Annotated in this window: 19 protein-coding genes and 1 tRNA gene; 10 read left to right on the top strand and 10 right to left on the bottom strand. The window is 39.5% G+C overall.

Features of this window, described 5'->3' with window-relative positions; all coding sequences use genetic code 11:
• Window positions 1-105 precede the first annotated feature (105 nt).
• Window positions 106-1,182 (top strand): hypothetical protein, encoded by a 1,077-nt coding sequence (locus tag BI291_RS18190; protein WP_074500863.1) that lies wholly within the window; start codon window positions 106-108, stop codon window positions 1,180-1,182.
• A 97-nt stretch (window positions 1,183-1,279) separates the two neighbouring features.
• On the opposite strand, the gene BI291_RS18185 is transcribed toward BI291_RS18190, so the two are convergent.
• Together BI291_RS18185 and BI291_RS18180 are read right to left on the bottom strand one after the other, a co-directional pair.
• Window positions 1,280-1,356, bottom strand: a tRNA-Ile gene (locus BI291_RS18185).
• Window positions 1,357-1,519: 163 nt separating this feature from the next.
• Entirely contained in the window at window positions 1,520-4,267 is a 2,748-nt protein-coding gene (locus tag BI291_RS18180) for a choice-of-anchor B family protein (RefSeq protein WP_074500860.1), read from the bottom strand.
• Window positions 4,268-4,501: 234 nt separating this feature from the next.
• Between BI291_RS18180 and BI291_RS18175 the strand changes: the two genes are divergently transcribed.
• Together BI291_RS18175 and BI291_RS18170 are read left to right on the top strand one after the other, a co-directional pair.
• Window positions 4,502-5,233 carry an MbnP family copper-binding protein gene (locus BI291_RS18175; protein ID WP_074500858.1) on the top strand — a complete coding sequence of 244 codons (732 nt, stop codon included), beginning with the start codon at window positions 4,502-4,504 and terminating at the stop codon, window positions 5,231-5,233.
• Window positions 5,233-6,360 carry an MbnH family di-heme enzyme gene (locus tag BI291_RS18170; protein WP_074500857.1) on the top strand — a complete coding sequence of 376 codons (1,128 nt, stop codon included), beginning with the start codon at window positions 5,233-5,235 and terminating at the stop codon, window positions 6,358-6,360. Before BI291_RS18175 ends, BI291_RS18170 begins: the two co-directional genes overlap by 1 nt.
• Window positions 6,361-6,434: 74 nt before the next feature.
• Here the strand turns inward: BI291_RS18170 and rpoD are convergent, their stop codons facing one another.
• From rpoD to rpsU, 4 genes are all read right to left on the bottom strand, one after another.
• Entirely contained in the window at window positions 6,435-8,339 is a 1,905-nt protein-coding gene (gene rpoD / locus BI291_RS18165) for an RNA polymerase sigma factor RpoD (RefSeq protein WP_286272944.1), read from the bottom strand.
• A gap of 150 nt (window positions 8,340-8,489) precedes the next feature.
• Entirely contained in the window at window positions 8,490-10,244 is a 1,755-nt protein-coding gene (gene dnaG, locus BI291_RS18160; protein ID WP_074500851.1) for a DNA primase, read from the bottom strand.
• A 152-nt stretch (window positions 10,245-10,396) separates the two neighbouring features.
• Entirely contained in the window at window positions 10,397-10,843 is a 447-nt protein-coding gene (locus BI291_RS18155; protein ID WP_074500848.1) for a GatB/YqeY domain-containing protein, read from the bottom strand.
• Window positions 10,844-10,875: 32 nt separating this feature from the next.
• The gene (gene rpsU, locus BI291_RS18150; RefSeq protein ID WP_074500846.1) at window positions 10,876-11,091 is read right to left on the bottom strand and encodes a 30S ribosomal protein S21; all 216 of its coding nucleotides are present in this window, start codon (window positions 11,089-11,091) and stop codon (window positions 10,876-10,878) included.
• A gap of 226 nt (window positions 11,092-11,317) precedes the next feature.
• Here rpsU and tsaD point away from each other — a divergent pair, with 226 nt between their 5' ends.
• Window positions 11,318-12,343 (top strand): tRNA (adenosine(37)-N6)-threonylcarbamoyltransferase complex transferase subunit TsaD, encoded by a 1,026-nt coding sequence (gene tsaD / locus BI291_RS18145; RefSeq protein WP_074500843.1) that lies wholly within the window; start codon window positions 11,318-11,320, stop codon window positions 12,341-12,343.
• A 61-nt stretch (window positions 12,344-12,404) separates the two neighbouring features.
• On the opposite strand, the gene plsY is transcribed toward tsaD, so the two are convergent.
• Complete coding sequence (gene plsY, locus BI291_RS18140) at window positions 12,405-13,001, bottom strand: glycerol-3-phosphate 1-O-acyltransferase PlsY (protein WP_074500841.1); 597 nt, start codon at window positions 12,999-13,001, stop codon at window positions 12,405-12,407.
• Window positions 13,002-13,124: 123 nt separating this feature from the next.
• Between plsY and folB the strand changes: the two genes are divergently transcribed.
• From folB to BI291_RS18120, 4 genes are all read left to right on the top strand, one after another.
• The gene (folB, locus tag BI291_RS18135) at window positions 13,125-13,481 is read left to right on the top strand and encodes a dihydroneopterin aldolase (protein WP_074500838.1); all 357 of its coding nucleotides are present in this window, start codon (window positions 13,125-13,127) and stop codon (window positions 13,479-13,481) included.
• Window positions 13,481-13,990, top strand: a complete 510-nt coding sequence (gene folK / locus BI291_RS18130; protein ID WP_074500836.1) for a 2-amino-4-hydroxy-6-hydroxymethyldihydropteridine diphosphokinase — start codon at window positions 13,481-13,483, stop codon at window positions 13,988-13,990. The genes folB and folK overlap by 1 nt, the downstream gene beginning before the upstream one ends.
• Before the next feature lie 2 nt (window positions 13,991-13,992).
• A complete protein-coding gene (locus tag BI291_RS18125) occupies window positions 13,993-14,808 on the top strand; it encodes an undecaprenyl-diphosphate phosphatase (RefSeq protein WP_074500833.1) in 816 nt (271 codons plus the stop codon).
• A gap of 280 nt (window positions 14,809-15,088) precedes the next feature.
• A complete protein-coding gene (locus BI291_RS18120) occupies window positions 15,089-16,246 on the top strand; it encodes an acyl-CoA dehydrogenase family protein (protein WP_074500830.1) in 1,158 nt (385 codons plus the stop codon).
• A gap of 58 nt (window positions 16,247-16,304) precedes the next feature.
• On the opposite strand, the gene BI291_RS18115 is transcribed toward BI291_RS18120, so the two are convergent.
• A complete protein-coding gene (locus BI291_RS18115) occupies window positions 16,305-17,660 on the bottom strand; it encodes a GGDEF domain-containing protein (RefSeq protein WP_175573151.1) in 1,356 nt (451 codons plus the stop codon).
• A gap of 236 nt (window positions 17,661-17,896) precedes the next feature.
• On the opposite strand from BI291_RS18115, the gene BI291_RS18110 reads away from it, so the two are divergent.
• Window positions 17,897-18,745 carry a tetratricopeptide repeat protein gene (locus tag BI291_RS18110; protein ID WP_254849614.1) on the top strand — a complete coding sequence of 283 codons (849 nt, stop codon included), beginning with the start codon at window positions 17,897-17,899 and terminating at the stop codon, window positions 18,743-18,745.
• Between the two features lie 42 nt (window positions 18,746-18,787).
• Here the strand turns inward: BI291_RS18110 and msrA are convergent, their stop codons facing one another.
• The gene (gene msrA, locus BI291_RS18105) at window positions 18,788-19,327 is read right to left on the bottom strand and encodes a peptide-methionine (S)-S-oxide reductase MsrA (RefSeq protein WP_074500822.1); all 540 of its coding nucleotides are present in this window, start codon (window positions 19,325-19,327) and stop codon (window positions 18,788-18,790) included.
• An 80-nt stretch (window positions 19,328-19,407) separates the two neighbouring features.
• Window positions 19,408-20,520 carry a DUF3083 family protein gene (locus tag BI291_RS18100; protein ID WP_074500819.1) on the bottom strand — a complete coding sequence of 371 codons (1,113 nt, stop codon included), beginning with the start codon at window positions 20,518-20,520 and terminating at the stop codon, window positions 19,408-19,410.
• 294 nt (window positions 20,521-20,814) lie between these two features.
• Between BI291_RS18100 and BI291_RS18095 the strand changes: the two genes are divergently transcribed.
• Window positions 20,815-21,036, top strand: a complete 222-nt coding sequence (locus BI291_RS18095) for a DUF3820 family protein (RefSeq protein WP_074500816.1) — start codon at window positions 20,815-20,817, stop codon at window positions 21,034-21,036.
• Window positions 21,037-21,367 lie beyond the last annotated feature (331 nt).

Genomic DNA, 21,367 nt, shown 5'->3' with positions numbered 1-21,367 from the left:
TTCTGTATAGCGTGATTTTTTCATAGTTGTCTCCTGCATTAATCATTACAGAAAACTCTAATTATGTCTGTCTCAGTTTAAGGGAAGTGGACAGCACCAAAGCCATTGATTTCCCGTCGAAAGGAAATCGAATTTCTTCTAAAAAGTTTCATACAATCCCAACCTTATGGAAAAGAATGGTTTAAGGTAGCACAAAATTCAGAGGGAATATTTAGACTTAATCCAGGTCAGGTTATTCCAGTGATCCATATGACTTTTATGAAAAATACACCAGGATTTATTGCACCGCTTCAAAAGTTAAAAGTAGGTCATAGGACAGTTGCAAGAGAGGCTAAATATCTGTCGGGAAACGAGCTTGGAGATGAAGAGAAAACAATTCCCCCAATGATTCAAGTAGAGTTGGTAACTGATCCATTGTTTATAGAAGCAGCAAAGCGTGGTTTAACTGTAATAGATGAAGCACTGATCAAACAACCAAGTCTAGTTTTTTCAATACCTGCTCACTTCCTAGTAACGCCTAAACATTTTCCAAAGAAATCGTATGTTTTATACCAGCATATTTTTGGCAACGGTGGTTCATACCCTAATGATGGGTACTTTTACGTAGGGGTTACAACCCGTAGCTGGCAAAAGCGGTGGTCTGAACATAAGCGTGCAATTAAAAATGGAAGCCCTTTATTGTTCCACCAGAAGTTTCGAGAAGAAGCTGAGTGCGGAAAGGTTACGTATTTACACCACAAAGTAATGGGGATCACCGATAATCTTGAGCAATTGTATGAAGCTGAGGAATTCTTGGTTGAAGGACATTGGAGCGATGAACGACGCTTAAATATGATCCCTGGTGGAAAATCTGGCTTGAGGTATCTTCGAGAGAATGGATTACTTCAAAAGTCTGCTGTTCCAATGCCAGATGATAGGAATGGAGTTGTCTCTGGTTGGCTCAAAGATCATCCAAGGAAAGGTCTCCCTGCGCCTTGGGTTACAGAAAAATGGCGCGATAACGAGTGGGCTATCGCGCAAATTTGTGGGCGCGATGACAGATTATCTGCTAAGCAAGTTCAGGCAATACGTAAGCTTGGTAAAGAATACGCTGCTGAAGAAATTTGCGATAGGATCGGTGCTAAAAACATTGATCAGGTTAAGCGGGTTCTTAATGGTAAGACGTACACTCGTGTTGAATAATGTAGTGCGTGGCCAAGTTATGCTTTAACAGTCACCATAAAATGGCCAAAGCGGCCAACTTATGCTTTTATGCACAAATGAGATAGGTGATGTTAAATGGTGGCCCCTCCCAGACTTGAACTGGGGACCTACCGATTATGAGTCGGGTGCTCTAACCAACTGAGCTAAAGGGCCATTTATTTGAAAGGTGTTTGTGAATGCTTTCACAAATCGGCGTGCAGTATAAGCATTTTTTATTTTAATGTCACCACTGAAAGTTTAAATTTTATCAATGATTGGTTTGTTAGCTTATTTGTTGAGCAATACAGCACTAATAGCTGCATTGCTCAACATCAATTTAGTGCTTTATTCCGCGTGCTATAGAAAGTGGTACTAATAGAAGCATTAGCCAGAACCAAGCGCCGCCACTGCTTCCTCCTGAATTAGGTTCAGTAACTGTTGGCGCGACTACCGTAATTGAAATACTTTCGGTTGTTGCTGCGCCTCTAAAGTCAGTTGCCGTAAAACTAAAGGTTAAAGTAGAAGCACTATTGGGCGCTATAAAACTGGCCTCTAGTTGGTCTGCATTGGTAATTTCAACATCAGCGCCGTCTGTTTGCTGCCATTGATAGGTCATGTCATCTTTATCAGAGTCTTGAGCATTTGCGGTTAAATTAACGGTTTGCCCTGTATTGACTTGAAAGTTCTCACTTAAAGTTACCGTTGGCGCATTGTTGGTTTCGTCATCCACGATGGTTACGGTAACTGTGTCGTTTGTACCTATACGGCCATTGGCGATTGTGGTTAATGTGACAGTGAATGTTTCTGCTTGCTCTTCAAGGTCATCATCTAGCAAGGTAATATCAATATATTGTGTATCGTTATCACCATCAGCCCATGTTAATTGTCCAGCGGCGGCTAAAACGTCAGCACCGACTGTAGCGTCGATGCCTTGAAGTTGATATGAATACGATATTTCGCCTTGCGTGTTTCCAAGACGATTAACGGCGATTGATAGTGTTTCCTGCGTTTCGGCAACTTCTGTGGTTGCAAGGGCAAATGATGCGGCACCATAATCTTGCTCTCCATTTATGGTGACATTGACATAACTGTTATGGCCTAACGATGCACCATTGGTTGGGTTGAATAGCTTTAAGAAGAAAGACTCGTCATTTTCAAACGCCATGTTATTTTCAGCAATGTTAATCTCAATTGTTTTAGCGGTAACATCATTTTCTGCCCAAGTAAGCGTGCCATTAGATACTTGAAAGTCGCTATTAGCGTCTGCACTGCCTGGTATAACAACATAGTCTACCGATACTGCGCTATTCGTCGCCTGTGCACCTGTGCGCTCAATCATGAGCGACAATGTGTTATTGTCGTTGGTAGATACTTTGGCTTGATTAAAAGCAAGCGTACCTTGAGCTTCATCTAAGGTGTTGTCTTTAAAAATGAATAAACCGCTATTGATATCACTCACTAGAATATTACCTGACGGTAGATATGGGTATACACCCCAAGCACCGTTAAAACTGGCATTATCACTTGGTGTAAATGTGTCAAAGTAACCTACTTGTTCGGGTGATGCAGGGTCGGTAATATCTAATACCGTTAAGCCTCGTTCATAGTTTGACATGTAATAACGATTACCGCGGACAAAGCCGTTGTGATCTATCGCTTTTGTGTCACCAACCCATGAGCCAACCTGCGTAGGATTTGTTAAGTCAGTAATATCAAAAATGCGCAGCGTAGAGTTAATGCCTAAATTTACTTCGTCGAGTTCATCATGCACGAACACATAGTTATTGTCTTCAGATGACCACCCTGAATGAACGTATTGTGCACCTGAATATGTAGCGCGCCCTAAATCTGTAGTTTTTGTGGTGTCGGTAATATCCCATAACAAAAACTCAGATTCGTTGAAGTCGAAAAAAATGGTACAAAATGCTTGTGCATTAACACAGTCAGTATCTTTTCGACTGTCTGTTATGGTCATTGATGCTGCATCATGTGTATACGGACGTGAACCTGTTGATTGGTCTGATTGATAAGCATCAGTTAGTTGAGTCAGTGTTTTAGGATCACTCAAATCGTAATTGAGAAATTGCCCTGTGTTTTTATTGGTACCTGCTAAATGTAAGATAGGTGTAGTGTTTGGATGTGCAATGTTAAGGCTATAGTCAACGTTTGAAATGTAAACATTATGGGCGCTGTACACTGTTTGATTTTTTTCAACAACATTGATCGAATGAGGCAAATTATTTAAATCGATTATGGTGACGTACTCAGTATTGCTAGGAGATGCGCCATCTAATGTAACGTAAGCATAGGCTTGCCATAAGCCAATGCTTTTATCAAAGTATTGGTATACTTTGATATCTCGCCATACAACAGCTCTGCCGTTTACAGCACCTACTTCTGTAGGGTTGCTTGGGTCGCTAACATCAACAACAGATGCGCCACGCTCTAGGCCAATAATTGCGTATTCTTTACCGGTGTTTAAATCAACATGTCCCCAAATATCACTACCGGCACCGCTATTTGTGGATAACGCACTTAAGGGCAGATGGCCAAGTAAATCTATATTTTCGCAATCGTAACTTCCTGCTTTACCATTAACACAGTTAACATTTGTCTGCACCGTTTGCATGCTTTTGTAAGCGGCAAGTTTTGCTTTTAATCGACTGTCTTGCTTTAATGCTTTACGATCTGTAATGATATTAAACCCGTAACTCGCTAGTTCATTGGCAAACTCATGTGGAATGCCAATAAGTGTGGAAATATTTGTGGCTGGGCTTTGGCTTTGAAAGTGATCAAATTTATTGTATCCGCCGCGAATAGGGACAATTTTACTTTTTAGATAAAATAGTTCGTTAGCATCATTGATATGATATTCACCACTGGCAACGAGTACTTTGTCGCCTTTATTCGCTTGTGTTACTGCATAGGCTATCGTTTTACAGGGTCGCAAAGCGTTGTCACATTTCCCTACATCGTTACCGTCAGGGGCAACAAATCGTGCCCTGTCATGCTCTGAGTGTGCTAACGCTTGAGTGGTCAGTAACGCCGATACAAGTAGTAGAGTCCTGCTTAAGGTGCTTTTCATTATAGAATGTCCATTATTACATTGAATTCACTTTCTTTAGTATAACTTAACAATTGTGACGTAAAGTTTTAACTTATATATAAAATTAAATATTTGAAATGTGTATCAAATTGTTGTCAATACTGGGGGGATATACTTGATAACAGACTCATGTGCGGTCTAGCTTTTTGTACCTTAATTACTGATAATGCCTGTGTTTAATTATTTATTTTCGTCGCGTTTATAGGGATTTTGATGAAGTATATTTTGTGGGTAAATGTTATAATACTTTGTATGTTAATGGGGTGCTCTCAACCCGAAAAACAACGCTTAATCACCGTTGAGGTTTATTTTAATGGCTCACCACTTAACTGTAATTCCGTTATTGACAACAAGTGGCAATTGTCACAATTGTATTTATACCTCAGCAATATTGCCATGCTCAATGAGCAGCAATTATGGCAACCTATAAGTTTGACTGAAACACCTACACAGCATCAAAACGTTGCTTTGCTAGGAATAAATTGCGCCGATGAAGCAAACGCAACCTGGCAATTAGCATTGTCAGGTGACCTAGAAGGAAAACAGCTGGAAGCCACTGTTGGTGTACCTTTTGATTTAAATCATCAAAACCCAATGACGCAACAAAGCCCATTAAATGTGCCAAATATGTTTTGGGTATGGCAAACCGGCCACAAATTTATGCGCTTTGAAATGCAAAGTAATACTGAAAGTTGGTTATTTCATTTGGGATCAACTGGTTGTTCATCTGCTAGCGCACTTAGATCACCCAAGCAAGCATGCGTACACCCCAATCGAGTAAGTATTTCGTTGGGAACAATCAAGCAGGGTGTTGTTCAGTTAGACATTGCGCCATGGTTTAGTGATATTGTTTTTAGTGAACAAAGTAACTGTAAAAGTGCGCGAGATAATATTGCCTGCCAATTAATTTTTGCCAATATTGCCCGTAATACGCCGAGCTCGTGATGAAATTATACACTCAAATATTGATAGCGTGTTTACTGTTGATTATTGCTTGTGGCAAAGATACTAAGCCACCTGAGTATCAATGGCCAATCATGGCCGGTTTTCCTAAACCGCAAGTACCCGCTGATAACCCGATGAGTGAAGCAAAGGTCATGCTTGGCAGAAAAATTTTCTATGATAATGCATTGTCGTTTAATCAAACTCAATCTTGCGCTAGTTGTCATCAGCAAGCATTTGCTTTTGCAGAAAGTCGACATACATCTACAGGAGCAACAGGGCAGGCTCATCGTCGAAATGCTTTAGCGTTAGTTAATGTCGCATATAATAAAACACTGACTTGGGCTCATGATGGCATTACGTCTATAGAGCAGCAAGTGTTAATTCCGATGTTTGGAGAAGCGCCCATTGAACTAGGTATCACCCAGCATGAAGAAGCTGTGCTTAATCGTTTTAAGCACGGTGAATATCCTAAATTATTTTCTAAAGCATTTCCCAATGAGAACATTTCTTTTGCAACAGTTTCAAAGGCATTGGCAAGCTTTGTTAGAAGTTTGATTTCATTGAACGCACCGTTTGATCGCTATGCTTATCAAGGAGATGATAATGCAATTTCAGCATCGGCAATTCGTGGTATGAACTTATTTTTTTCCGAAAAACTTGAATGTCATCACTGTCATGGTGGTTTTAACTTTACGCAATCAACCAGTCATGAACGGCAAATTCTAGATCGTCGTCCTTTTCATAATACGGGGTTATATTTTACTCATAACGATCAAGGTTATCCGAAAAAAGATATTGGCTTAGCAGAAGTATCTGAAATTATGCGAGATAACGGACGGTTCAGAGCACCAACGCTCAGGAATATTGAAGTCACTGCGCCTTATATGCATGATGGTAGCATTGAAACGTTAGGTGAAGTATTAGACTTTTATGCCGCTGGAGGTAGAGAATTAGCACAAGGTGAATTTGTTGGCGACGGTAGGAAAAACCCCTTAAAGAGCCCTTTTATAAAAGGGTTTGAGATGACTGAACAAGATAAGCAAGATTTACTAGCATTTTTAACAACACTAACGGATGAATCGTTTTTAACCAACCCAAAATTCGGGCCACCAAAAGAGGTAAAATAACGTTTAATATTCATTATTGTTAGACAAAAAAAATCCAGCCACTTGGCTGGATTTTTAATCATTATATGATTTGCTTACTCACCATCTAAGAAACTTTTCAGTTGCTCAGAGCGAGAAGGGTGACGAAGCTTACGTAACGCTTTCGCTTCAATTTGACGGATACGCTCACGGGTAACGTCAAACTGTTTACCTACTTCTTCAAGCGTGTGGTCAGTGTTCATATCAATACCAAAACGCATACGTAATACTTTAGCTTCACGAGCCGTCAGCCCAGCTAGTACTTCATGTGTTGCGTCTTTTAGGTTTTCAGACGTTGCTGAGTCAACCGGTAATTCACCACTGCCATCTTCAATAAAGTCACCTAAGTGCGAATCTTCATCGTCGCCAATTGGTGTTTCCATTGAAATCGGTTCTTTCGCTATTTTTAATACCTTACGAATTTTATCTTCAGGCATTATCATACGTTCTGCTAATTCTTCTGGCGTAGGCTCTCTACCCATTTCTTGAAGCATTTGGCGAGAAATACGGTTAAGCTTATTGATGGTTTCAATCATATGCACAGGAATACGAATGGTACGGGCTTGGTCAGCGATTGAACGCGTAATTGCCTGACGTATCCACCATGTTGCATAGGTAGAAAACTTGTAACCACGACGGTATTCAAACTTATCTACCGCTTTCATTAAACCAATATTACCTTCTTGGATAAGATCTAAGAATTGTAAACCACGGTTTGTGTATTTTTTCGCGATAGAAATTACGAGACGTAAGTTTGCTTCTACCATTTCTTTTTTCGCGCGGCGAGCTTTTGCTTCACCAATTGACATACGACGGTTAATGTCTTTAATGCCATGCACGTTTAAGAACGTTTCTTGCTCTAAGTGTCCAAGCTTTTGAATACAACGTTCAACGTCTAATTCAACATCAGCCAGTTTAGTTGACCATGCCTCACCCGCTTCTTGCTGTGCAACGAACCAATCTTTAGAGGTTTCATTACCTGGGAAAATCTTGATGAAGGTTGCTTTTGGCATACCTGCGCCAACAACACAGTGCTTCATGATCAAACGTTCTTGAACACGTAATTTGTCCATAACCTGACGCATGTTTTTAACCAGTTTGTCAAAAACTTTTGGTACAAGTCTGAACTCTTTAAATACTTCAGCTAGCTCATCAATGGCAGCAACGGCATCTTTATGTACACGGCCTTTTGCATCGATTATTTTATTGGCAGCTTCATACTTTTCACGCAGCATACCGAACTTTTCACGAGCAAGTTCAGGATCTGGCCCTGTATCTTCTTCCTCTTCATCTTCGTCATCGTCAGATTTGTCGCCATCTTTTTCAAGATCTTCGTCTTCATCGTCCAACTCTTCTTCAGAAAGTTCTGAACCAATATGGGTTGCAGCTGCCGGAATTTCATCTTCTTCGGCATCAGGGTCAAGGAACCCTAAAATTATATCGCTTAAACGACCTTCTTCTGCTTCAAAGTTATCCCATTGTTCAAGCAAATAGTTAATTGCAGGGGGATATTCAGCAACAGAGCGCTGTACTTCTTTAATTCCTTCTTCGATACGCTTGGCGATAACAATTTCGCCTTTACGCGTTAGAAGTTCAACAGTACCCATTTCACGCATGTACATACGTACTGGGTCAGTTGTTCTACCAATTTCACTCTCAACAGTCGCTAATGCCTGTGCCGCCGCTTCAGCAGCGTCTTCATCAGTATTAGCTTCTGACATCATTAATGTATCGCTGTCAGGGGCATGTTCAAATACTTGAATACCCATGTCATTGATCATTCGAATAATGTCTTCAACTTGATCTGAATCTATGATGTCTTGAGGAAGATGATCGTTAACCTCGGCAAAAGTTAAGTAACCTTGTTCTTTACCTTTGGTTATTAACTCTTTGAGTCTAGATTGTGGGGCTTGATCCATTGACGAGTGTCCACCTGTTTTTTGACGATAAAATACGAACAGTAAAGCCGAAAATTTTAGCAAATTGATTGTAAAATTACCAGCGATAATATCTGTTGCTTTGTACTATTTATGTTTAATACCTTGTGAAAAATAAAAGTTATTTAACTCACGTGATATAAATTATAGCAAGTTTACAAAAATAAATGCCTGTTAAGCATTTAATAATATTTGTAACTCTTGCTTCTCTTGCGGCGTCATGCCATCTGTTCTGGCTTTTGCCAGTAAATATTCCGTTCGTTGTTCTACAAATTGGTTTAGCAGTTTTTCAATACTGTCTAAAAATACTTGCTCGGCAGCATCGTCTACTACGAGGTGCTGCCAACACATTAATTTGGTTAATTGCTCACCTTCTGTTGTTCCTCGAAAGTGTTCTAGCAATTGCGCACTGTTAGCCTCAGGGTTTTGCGAACACAGTATAATCAATTGATTTAGCAATGCCACACCTGGCAGTTCAACGCCTGCTAACATATTTAAATCTGGCAATGCTTTTACTATATGGGGATGCTCAATCAATAATGCAATAGCTAGCCTTACTGGGGTAACTTTTGCTGGTTTTGCAGCCACTTTATTGGCCGTTTTTTTGTTTCTACTTTGCAATTCACGTAAACGTTTTTCACTGGAGATACTAAATCGAGATGCCATTTCTTCAATCAACGCATTTTTGATCATACTGTCAGGCATTTTGTTGAGTAAAGGTTGCAACTGATCAATTAACGCTGCTTTTTCTTCATGGGTCTTAGCGGGGTTATCTGCTAAAAATTTATCAAAAATAAACTTAGATAAAGGTGATGCATCAGCAAGCACTCGTTCAAAGCCTTCCTTACCGAGCTGTCTAACTAATGAATCAGGGTCTTCACCGTCTGGAAGAAAAACAAATTTTAAGGTGATGCCATCTTGAATTAACGGTAGGGCATTTTCCATGGCTCGCCATGCTGCATCTTTGCCGGCGCGATCACCGTCATAGCAACAAATCACTTCTTTTACGGTACGAAAGAGTGTTTGAACTTGCTCAGCTGTGGTGGAAGTGCCTAATGATGCAACTGCGTAGTTTATACCGTGTTGCGCAAGTGCTACTACGTCCATATAGCCTTCAACGACCACTAACCGTTGTAGTTGTTTATTGGCTTGTTTCGCTTCAAAAAGGCCATATAACTCTTGCCCTTTGTGGTAAATTCGTGTTTCGGGCGAGTTTAAATATTTTGGTGTGCCATCACCTAACACTCGGCCACCAAAACCAATAACACGACCGCGTTTATCGTGAATAGGGAACATTATGCGGCCACGAAACCTATCATAAGGCTGGTTGCGCTCCCCTTGTATTGCCATGCCTAAATCAATTAATTGTTGGCGAGATTCACTCGATTGGCCATAAACTTTCATCATGCCATCCCATTGATCGCTGATGTAGCCTATTCCGAAGGTTTTAGCAATTTGTCCACTTAAACCTCGCCCTTTTAAATAATCAATGGCGATTTGCTTATCATCGGAAACTTTTAACTGTTGTTGATAAAATCGACTTATGTTTGCCATAAGTTCGTAATCATTTTGTTTTTGTTGGTAGGCTTGATGTTGTTGCTTTAGTTGTGCAGGTGTCTGATGAGATTGCTCTCTTGGCACATCCATTGAGTAAAAACTGGCTAACTCTTCTATCGCATCGGGGAATTCTAAACGATCAAACTCCATCAAAAAGGAAATAGCATTGCCGTGTTCGCCACAGCCAAAACAGTGGTAAAATTGTTTATCAGGACTCACAGAAAAAGAAGGCGACTTTTCGGTATGAAAAGGACAACATGCTTGGTAGTTTTTTCCTGCTTTTTTTAAAGGTACACGAGCATCTATAATTTCAACAATATCAGCGCGAGCCAATAAGTCGTCGATAAACTGTCTCGGGATCATCCCGGCCATATCGATTATCCTCGTGTTAGGTTAAGCGGGTTAAAAAGTGTTTAAACACATTGATATTATACGTTATCGTAAAATGCTTAAGTTTTCACTTTCAGGGATAAAAAAACCGCAAATGTTGCCATTTACGGTTCTTACAAAACGTGCTTAATTAGTTAGCTATTTAATGTAGCTCTAACTTGTCCGCTTACGGCACCTAAGTCAGCTCTACCTTGCATCTTCGGCTTTAAAATAGCCATCACCTTGCCCATCTCTGCCATTGAGCTTGCGCCCGTTTCAGCAATTGCGTTTTGAATTAGCGTTGCTATTTCATCATCGCTAAGCGCTTGTGGCAGAAAGGTTTCAAGTGTTGATACTTCAGCTTGCTCAATTTCGGCAAGTTCTGTTCGACCACCTTCATTATACATTTTGATCGACTCTTTGCGTTGTTTAACCATTTTGGTCAAAATCGCAATGATGTTCTCATCTGTTGCTTCTGTATTGTGGTCAATTTCTGCTTGTTTAATTGCAGATAACGCCATGCGAATAACGCCAAGACGAATTTTGTCTTTGGCACGCATAGCGTTTTTCATTTCGCTTTTGAGTTGTTCTAGTAGGCTCATGCTACTCACTCAGATATGCAACTAAGGTTGGCTTAGTACATACGAACGCGACGAGCGTTCTCACGAGATAATTTCTTAGCAGCGCGCTTAACAGCAGCAGCTTTCTTGCGCTTACGCTCCCAAGTTGGCTTCTCGTATGATTCGCGACGGCGAACTTCTGATAAAATTCCTGCTTTTTCGCAAGAACGTTTGAAGCGACGTAACGCTACGTCAAATGGTTCGTTTTCTCTAACTTTAATTACTGGCATTGTGCCTCTTACCTTAGTTGTATCTCTATAGATTTGACGAAGAGCTTTACGTAATTTTAATGAAAATTACCTTACTTCCGCCCACTCTGTTAAAAAATGGTGCGGTATTCTACTGCCACAGCACGTAGAAAGTAAAGTTTAATTTTGCTTTTCTCTGGTGAAATGCCTCTTTGCTAGGTAAAATCGCCGCCATATTGATTAATCCATAACAAGTGAAGCGATAAGTATGCGAATTTTAGGTATTGAAACCTCCTGCGATGAAACAGGAATTGCTATCTATGATGAAAAAGCAGGTATTTTGTCTCATCGTTTATATAGTCAAATTAAAGTGCATGCGGATTATGGTGGTGTTGTGCCTGAGTTAGCCTCGCGTGACCATGTTAGAAAAACATTACCGTTAATTAAAGAAGTTTTTGCTGAAGCGGGTTTAACACCAAAAGATATCGATGGTGTGGCGTATACATCAGGCCCGGGCTTAATTGGTGCTTTATTTGTTGGTTGTTCCATTGGCAGAAGTTTAGCGTATGGTTGGAATTTACCTGCGGTACCTGTACATCATATGGAAGGGCATTTATTAGCCCCGATGCTAGAAGACGACGTACCTGAGTTTCCTTTTGTTGCTTTGCTTGTTTCTGGTGGTCATACACAGCTTGTTCGGGTAGATGGTATTGGCAAATATGAAATGTTGGGTGAGTCGGTAGATGATGCGGCAGGCGAAGCATTTGATAAAACAGCCAAGTTGTTGGGGTTGGATTATCCAGGTGGCCCAGTGCTGGCGAAAATGGCTGAAAGTGGCAAAGGTGGCCATTATAAGTTTCCACGACCAATGACGGATCGCCCAGGGTTAGATTTCAGCTTTAGCGGTTTAAAAACCTTTACAGCTAATACTATTCGTAAAGAGCAAGATGCAGGTAATTTTGATACGCAAACACATGCCGATATTGCTTTTGCTTTTCAAGAAGCGGTGGTAGATACCTTAGCGATAAAATGCAGACGGGCATTAGAACAATGTCAATTAAATCGCTTAGTCATTGCAGGTGGGGTTAGTGCAAATACTGCATTACGTGTAAAACTAGCGCATATTACCCAAAAGCTAGGCGGTAAAGTGTATTATCCTCGCCCAGAATTTTGTACCGATAATGGCGCAATGATCGCCTATGCAGGTATGCAACGTTTAAAGGCTGGTGTTTTTGCTGATTTGAGTTTTAAGGCAACACCACGGTGGCCATTAGATACTTTGCCTGCGATATAAAAATACTTCACATAAGTATGTGACGACTTAAGGTGTAAATTGATGTAACAAGTTTTCCATATTAAGGGAGCTTGTTACGACCAATTTTCGGTTCACTACCTGTTAATAAACGAACTATATTATGTCGATGACGGAAAATAATGAGTGCGGAAAGCATTAATACTGGAAAGGTATATAAAGGTTTAAGCAGCCAAGTATAAAGCGGTGCTAAACTGACGGTAATAATGGCAGCAAGACTTGAATATTTGGTTACTCTGGCTACACCATACCAAGTTAAAATTAATAAACCACCAAGATCAAGGCCAATAGGTAGAAGTGTACCAAATGCTGTAGCAACGGCTTTTCCGCCTTTAAACTGGAAAAAAACAGGAAACATGTGACCCAAACATGACGCGATGGCAATACTCGCAAGATATAGAGGTTCAATGCCAAGAAAATAAGCGGCCCAAACAGGTATCGTCCCCTTTAATACATCGAACATTAACACCGCTACCGCTGCGCGCTTTCCGCCAATTCTGAGTACATTAGTGGCGCCGGGGTTGCCTGAGCCTTGCGTGCGTGGGTCAGGTAAGTTTAATAACTTACACAATAAAATGGCACTAGACACTGAACCCAAAAGATAGGCAAAAACAACCATGGCTAGCGTCAACGTTAACATTTGCGTCAATTTCCCTGTTAAACAACATTACGTTATGTTTATTGTGCCCTTAACAAACTAGTTTTTCTACTCTTGTACAGGTAAACTCGCCATTTAATTTAGAATAATTAAGTTTAGAATCTAATGGATAAGGTTTTTATTAGTGGTTTGTCTATTCAAACAACGATTGGCTTTTACGAATGGGAAAAGCAAATAAAGCAAACATTGGTGCTAGATGTTGAAATGGCTTGGGATATTAAACCAGCCGCACAAAACGATGAATTAGCGAAAACGCTTGATTACGCAGAAATTTCACAAGCATTAGAACGTTTTGCTAATGAACACCCGGTTGATCTTATTGAAACATTAGCGGAACGTATGATCACTTTTTTAATGGGTCAATATCAGATCCCATGGATAAAGTTACGTATTCACAAACCCAATGCCGTATTTAATGCGGCTTCTGTAGGGGTAGAAATTGAACGTGGGCAGTGTGATTAATGGCCCGTGTTTATTTATCGATAGGCAGTAACATTGATCGTCAAAAAAATGTTGAAAGTGGTTTAAATGCCTTGTCATCGTTATACGGTCAATTAACGTTATCATCTCTTTTTGAAAGCGAAGCTGTCGGCTTTAGTGGCTCACCGTTTTATAATATGGTTGTTGGTTTTACTACCAACCAATCTTTGCATCAACTTGCCGATGCATTACGGCAAATAGAATATAGTCATGGCAGAGCGCATGATGCTAAAAAATATAGCCCGAGAACGTTAGATTTAGATATTTTACTTTATGACGATATGATTTGTGAGCAACCAGCACAATTACCACGTGATGAGATATGCTTTAATGCTTTTGTACTTTGGCCGCTGGCAGAAATAGCGCCTGATATTAAACATCCTATTGAAAAGAAAACATTTGCTCAATTGTGGCAAGCATTTGATCAACATACACAACAATTAGAAAAAGTTGCCTTACATTGGCAGCAACCGCAAAAGGACCTGACATAAACATGACATTTCTAGAAATATTCTGGCTAGCATTAATACAAGGATTAACTGAATTTTTACCTATTTCAAGTTCAGCACATTTAATTTTGCCTTCAGCAATACTTGGCTGGAAAGAGCAAGGTTTAGGGTTTGATGTTGCGGTTCATGTGGGTACCTTACTCGCGGTTGTATTGTATTTTCGTAAAGAAGTTGGCGCAATGGCTGTAGCTTGGTTTGGCACATTGGGTGTTGGCCCCGCAAAACACGAGCGTAATTCGTTTGATGGTAAGTTAGCGTGGTGGATTTTATTTGCGTCTATTCCATTAGGCTTAGTTGGCTTATTGGGTAGCGACTTTATTGAAGCGCATTTACGAACGGTTGCGGTTATTGCAGCCACAACACTTCTATTTGGCATATTATTAGGTTTTGCCGATATTAAAGCAAAAGAAAATGTTTCAGTTGAACAACTTGGTTTTAAAGGCGCGATGATTATTGGTTTGTCACAAGCACTAGCGCTAATTCCTGGCACATCGCGTTCTGGTATCACCATGACATTTGGTATGATGTTGGGCTTAAGTAAAGAAAACGCCGCACGATTTTCATTCTTGCTTTCTATTCCAGGTATTATGATGCCGGGAGGCTATTTAACCTATAAATTTATGACAAGTACTGATACGGTTGACTGGCAAGTGCTTGGCTTAGGTAGTGTATTAGCATTTATCTGTGCCTATGCGTGTATCCATTACTTTTTAATTATCGTAGGTAAACTAGGCATGATGCCTTTTGTTATTTATCGACTGATACTTGGTGCGGGCTTATTATGGTTTATATTTGCCTAACAAACAGGCCTTAACGGCTATGTGATTGCTGTTAGGCGCACTTTATAGTGTGCTTCTCTTTGCTGATGTTTAAGCTACCTGCTTCGGTAGGTAGTAATTATCAAAGCGGCGATGTTTGAAATATCTACTCATGTTAATTTTCTTAAATCTTTAATGTACCTGACCCCTTTAATTTTGAGTGGCAGTTAACGTAAACGTTAAATAATTTCGTGTTTATAACGGTATTTTTGTATAGAATGAAAATAAACCTTTAACGCCTAATACTAAAGGGGCATAGCAAATGAATTTATCATTAACTGAAGAGCAAGTGATGATACAAGATATGGCAAAGAAGTTTGCCGAATCTGAGTTAGCACCTGTTGCCAGCCAATTAGACGAGTCACCCGATGAGTCGTTATTTTTATCTAATTTAGCCAAACTTTCTGAACTTGGTTTTATGGGGCTTAATATCAAAGCCGAATATGGTGGAGTAGAAGCTGGCAGTGTGGCATTTAGTTTAGCGATCACCGAATTAGCAAAGGCGTGTGCCTCTACGGCAGTTACTACTTCAGTCACAAATATGGTGGCCGAAGTCATTCAAGCGGTAGGTAATGAAGATCAAAAACAACAATATTTACCTAAACTGTGTGGTGGAGAGTATCGTGCAGGTGGCTTTTGTTTGACTGAAAATTCTGCTGGTTCTGATCCCGCAGGTATGAAAACACTTGCCACTCGTGATGGCGATGACTTTATTATTAACGGTAGCAAGTTATATATTACCAGCGGAACATTTGCTGATGTTTTTGTCGTTTGGGCCGTTACCGATCCGAGCGCCAAAAAAGGCAAAGGCATCTCATGTTTTATTGTTGAAGCGAGTACGCCGGGTGTAAATATAGGTAAAACAGAAGATAAAATGGGGCAAAAAGCATCGCCCACGAATGAAGTGCATTTTGAAAATTGCCGTGTACCAGCTTCATCGTTACTTGGCCAAGAAAATAAAGGCTTCGGTGTTGCCGTAGGTGAGCTTGCTGGCGGAAGAATTGGTATTGGCTCTCTTGCACTGGGTATTGGCTTAGCAGCAATGGATTATGCACGTGAGTATTTAATCGAACGAAAGCAATTCGACCAACCCTTGGCTAATTTTCAAGGGTTACAATGGAAATTAGCAGAGCGTTATACCGAGCTAGAAGCAGCTCGGTTATTACTTATGCAAGCGGCTTATACTAAAGAACAAGGTTTAGCGTTTGGTAAGCAAGCATCTATGGCAAAACTTTTTGCTGCAGAAAAAGCAAATATCGCCTGCTACGACGCATTACAAATGATGGGTGGTGCCGGATACATAAAAGAATATCCGTTGGAGCGATTTGCTCGTGATGTGCGCGTGACTTCTATTTATGAAGGTACTAGCGAGATACAAAAAGTGATTATTGCTCGCGAATTGCTCAATGAAGTAAAATAGTCATAACTCATTGTTTATCATGCGCCTAATTATTGGTGCATGATTGCTCTTATACCCTTTAAGCGTTCTCCACAATAAAAACGGTGTCTTTACCAAGTTCTTTAGCTTGGTACATTGCATTATCGGCCGCAATGAACCATTGATCTGCACTTTTACTTTCGCGTAATGGAGCAATACCAATACTACAGGTTACGCAGGGCAGAGCGTCAGAAGATGTTTCAACCAAACATTGTTGAAAACGTTTTGCGATAACGTTAGCTTCATCTATGTTGGTTTCTGGACAAAGTATTACAAATTCTTCACCTCCCCAGCGTGAAACAATATCAACACTTCGGGCACATTCCGTTAATTGTTTGGCAAAATGTTGTAAAACATCATCTCCAACTTTATGACCAAATTGATCATTTATATTTTTGAAGTCATCTATATCTAATATGATTAAACAGGCATTTTTATTGTAACGTTCTTTAAGCTTTATTTGTTGTTGAATACACTCTGATAAATGGCCACGATTATACAATCGCGTTAATGAATCACGGATGGCCAGGTCTGCAAGCTGCTTATTTTTTTCATCAAGTTGTTGGTGGGCAAGCTCTAACGCCTTATTTTTTGCTTCTAAGATACTTGCATTATTTACTGAGCGCCAATAGCCAAATAATAAACAAATGATCACTGCGATAAAAGCAGAAGCAGATTTGATCGCCATACTATAGTCTTTGACTTGAGTAGTGTTAATGTCTTTTAAATATGAAAACACTTGCGCATGCTCTGCTATAGTGATTTGTGAAATCGCCTGATTGAGTGTTGGTATAATATGTGACAAAGATTTACCCACCCCAATACGAAGCTTATCTTCTAGTTCAGAAATACCGACAATTCTTAAATTATGTAATGCATTGTCTTTGATATATTTATTGGCTCCGTGGAAAGAGCCTAAGTAAAAATCAATCTCTTTATTTTGTACCTTTGTTAAGCCTTGCGCTTCATTTTCAACTTCTACGATATTTATTTTAGGGTGGTGCTCTAATAAATAACGATGCAATCGATAGCCAGTAACTACAGCGACGGATTGTTGATTAATGTTTGCTAAATGACCAACTAATGGTTGGTTGTAATGTCCATAAAGTGCATTTGGTGCTCGAAAGAGCACTTTTGTAAAATCGAGAAAGTTTTTTCTGTTAGTTGTGCTATTTAACATGGGGATCAAATCACACTTGTTAGCTTGAATATAGTCAAGCGTTTGTTGCCAACTCTCAGTGGGGATTAAGGTAAAGGTAAGTTCTGAGTTTTTTTCTATAAGAGTCAGGTATTGGCGAGAAAGACCGATATGTTGCCCATTAATGAGTGATTCATAGGGGGCCCAATCAGGGTCAATACAATATCGGATACTCGAAGGACTTGACGGCGCAGCCATCAACGAAAAACTTTCGCTAATTAATAGAGCATAAAAACTTATAAATACAACATGTTTCATTATTTTATGTAATATTGGTGAAAATTATTACGCCGACCACGAAACAAGCGTAATTTTACTATATCGCTAATTTCACAAAAAAGATAATGGTTTATTTCGAGAGTTTAACGTTATTCCACTTGTTAATTTGCGCTACGCCCCCACGTTAAATGTAAATAATCTGACGGGGAATAATAGTGTCAAATGTATCCGTAGCCATGACGATGGAAAACTTTCAAAAGATTGTATTGGAAGACTCAAAAGAAAAGCTGGTTTTAGTCGCTTTTTGGGCAGAGCAAGTACCAGAGAGTGTCGAATTAAAAGACAAGTTATCAGCACGAGTAATGGGAGCCGATGAACATATTTTAATGACAACGGTTGATTGTCAGGCGGAGCAACAAATTGCTGCGCAATTTGGTATTCAAGGTTTACCAACTGCCGTTTTAGTTAAAGACGGACAACCGATTGATGGTGTTTCTGGTCCACAAACAGATGAAAGTATTGAAGCCTTTATTGGTAAGCACCTACCTAAACCAGAAGATGAGCTATTAACTCAGGCAAAAGCATGCTTAGCTGAGAACGATGTTAATCAAGCGTTTGGTTTAATTACTCAAGCACATCAACTAGATGCAGAGCGAGCTGATATTAAGTTCATTTTGATTGATGTTTATTTACAAACAGGAAAAATATCAGAAGCCGAACAATTACTGGGCACGATAAAGATGGTAGATCAGGATAGTGATTATGCTGCTTTAGTCGCTAAATTAGAGTTAGCTAACGAGGCTGCCGATTCACCAGAAATTCAATCACTTGAACAAGCGATTGAACAAGACCCTCAAAACAATGAGCTAAAACGAAAACTAGCCGCGCAATATAACCAAGTAAACCGTAATGAAGAAGCGTTAACGATATTGTTCCGTTTAGTTCAACAAGATTCAAGTGATGCTGACAGTAAACAATTATTGTTAGATGTATTAAAAGCTTTGCCAGACGGCGACCCTCTCGCGACTAAATATCGCCGAAAGCTGTATACCTTGATGTATTAATAAAAAAGCGCTAAGCGCTTTTTCTTTTAGCGCAAGCGCAAGTTATTTTAATTTTTCAACAAATGTTTTTCTAAACTTGGCAAGTTTAGGAGAAACAACAGCCTGACAGTATTGATTTTCAGGGTTATTATTGAAATAGTCTTGATGATATTCTTCCCCAGAAAAGAATGAGCTTAATGGGGTTATTTCAGTAACAATGGGTGCTGAAAAAGCAGCAGAATCGGTAAGTTCCTTAATGATGTTTGAGGCAATCTCTCGCTGTTCTTCATTATGATAAAAAATTGCTGAACGATATTGCGTACCAACATCATTGCCTTGACGGTTTAGTTGTGTTGGATCATGCAAGGTGAAAAAAATCTCTAAGATTTCACGAAAACTAATAATATCGCTGTCATAAGTTAATTGAACAACTTCTGCGTGCCCAGAATTTCCTTCACACACCATTTTGTAGGTAGGAGAATCAGTATGTCCGCCCATATAACCAGACTCGGCGCTTAAAATTCCCTGTAAACTATTAAAAGCTGCTTCGATACACCAAAAGCAGCCTCCGGCTAACGTTGTTTTTTCAATAGTCGATGCCATGAGTACACCCTACAATCAGATGAAGTATAGAAACACATTATATCGTGGTTCACAGGGTTGAACAGTACCAAGTTTTATAACTAAATGTTATATGCAATATGCTGATGAAACCTCACGGTTAACTCTTCTTTTTCTTGGGGAAGTTCTAACTCTGTTGCTAATAACCGCGTTGCTTGTTCTATTTGATTAAGAAATCGACCATAGCCATGATCACTACGGTTATCGCGGGTCGCAACAAAAATAAGTTGTATGTTGTCGGTTAGTTGATCGGCTTGCCACTTACTTATGATGCCACAAGGACTGTTTTCAGGGTTGTAGCCCAGCATTTGTAATTCACCAATCGTTGAAACCGTTTCGTGCTCGCTATATCTAACAATAGGTACTAGCCCATTTGCGATCAGCGCACCGTTATTTAAATTAAATCTTTTTGCTACAAGCGAAAAAGTATCGGTTAAAAATGTATATAACGGATTATAGGGATCAATCGACTGAGGATCGATTTCAACCATATTAAGTAATCGATTATTGATTGCTAAGTTAATAACCGCATAAGTAATGTTAGAGCAATCATCAGGGATTTTAGTCCCTTGGTTAGCATAGCGTTGAACTATGGTACGCAATTTATGTGCTGTAACACCTGTACATCCCTTATTTCGAGCGAATATGTCATAGGTGATGTGTTGGTGATCTCGAATTCGAATGTCTTTGGCAGGTAAGGCTATTTGCTGTTGATAACACAACAGAACTTTAAGCACCTTTTGGTGAAATTCAGCAGCATTTTGTCTGATTTCATCGCCTTGAGCGAGAAACAAAAGCGTTATTTTTTTTGCGCGTACATTGGCATCAAAAAATGTATTCTGTAATTCATGAATGTTTGGATCATAATAGAAAAGAATTTGCTGACCTGTTTGCCATTGATGTACTTCTTGGCTGTAACGTACACGTACTAATTTATCATTAGCAACAAATACACAATTTTTAATGGCAAAGTCATTACAAAGGGTAAACAATAACTGAGACATGCTTTGATAAAACTGAAAATAGGCCTGTTGATTTGATTCGTTAAGTGTTGGGCTTATTTTATTCAGTAGCTCATTGCTGATTGGAAATTCTGCTAAAATATATTGGTTATCTCTCGCGTTAGCAGGAATAAAAGCTTTGTGTGATGCACTGCGTTTACGGACTATAGACATTGAAGTTCCCTGTCTGTTGGTTAATGTGATAATTCGCGGCGATTATAAGTGGTGGATATGACAAATTTATGTCACTAAAGACGAGCTTTTAGTGAACAATGATGAAACTTTTATGACGCTATTCAAACTGAGACACCCTGTAACTATGGATGATTTCCTACAGTGTTGATTTTTCTCTAAAGATTTTAAACTTGATACTTACTCTGTTTATGACAAAAAAATGAAAGCAAGACGCACATAAATAGCTGAAGCGTGTATGATACTTTTCATGTTTACATGACAAGATGGTAAATAATGCAACTTGATCAACAAGCGATGATTGCGGCAATTAATCAAACCATGCCATTTGGTAAATATGCAGGCCGCAAGCTGTTACAATTACCAGAACCTTATCTGGTTTGGTTTCATGGAAAAGGTTTTCCTGAAGGGAAATTAGGCGAGCAATTAGCGTTAGTTTATGAAATTAAATTGAATGGATTAGAAGGAATGTTAACACCGTTATTGAAAGGGGAATGATTAGAGCGTGTTGATCTTTCATGTTTACATTTGCTGTAATTTGTTTGGTATTTATACAAGGCAACAATTGCGCCGTGAAGTTATTCTACTCCAGTCAAGCGTTAACACAGGAGAAATGCCAAACTGATGCAGCCCGAAGGATTCAACTAAACGCCCCCTGCTCTTTGTTACTTGAATTAACCATAGAATGACTATGCAATAATCCAAGTGCCGCGATCAGAAGACGTTTAATTTGAACAAAATTTAAACAGCAAAGATCAACACGCTCTTGTTATTTTTAAATGAAGTTTTTATATAAATTTTTTTTTAATTTCTTAACGATCTAACAGAA

It is taken from the genome of Thalassotalea sp. PP2-459 (assembly GCF_001913705.1).
In the GTDB taxonomy this organism is placed as follows: Bacteria; Pseudomonadota; Gammaproteobacteria; order Enterobacterales; family Alteromonadaceae; genus Thalassotalea_C; species Thalassotalea_C hakodatensis.
The sequence above is the reverse complement of the archived record's forward strand: the minus strand, read 5'-3'. Positions and strand labels throughout refer to the sequence as shown.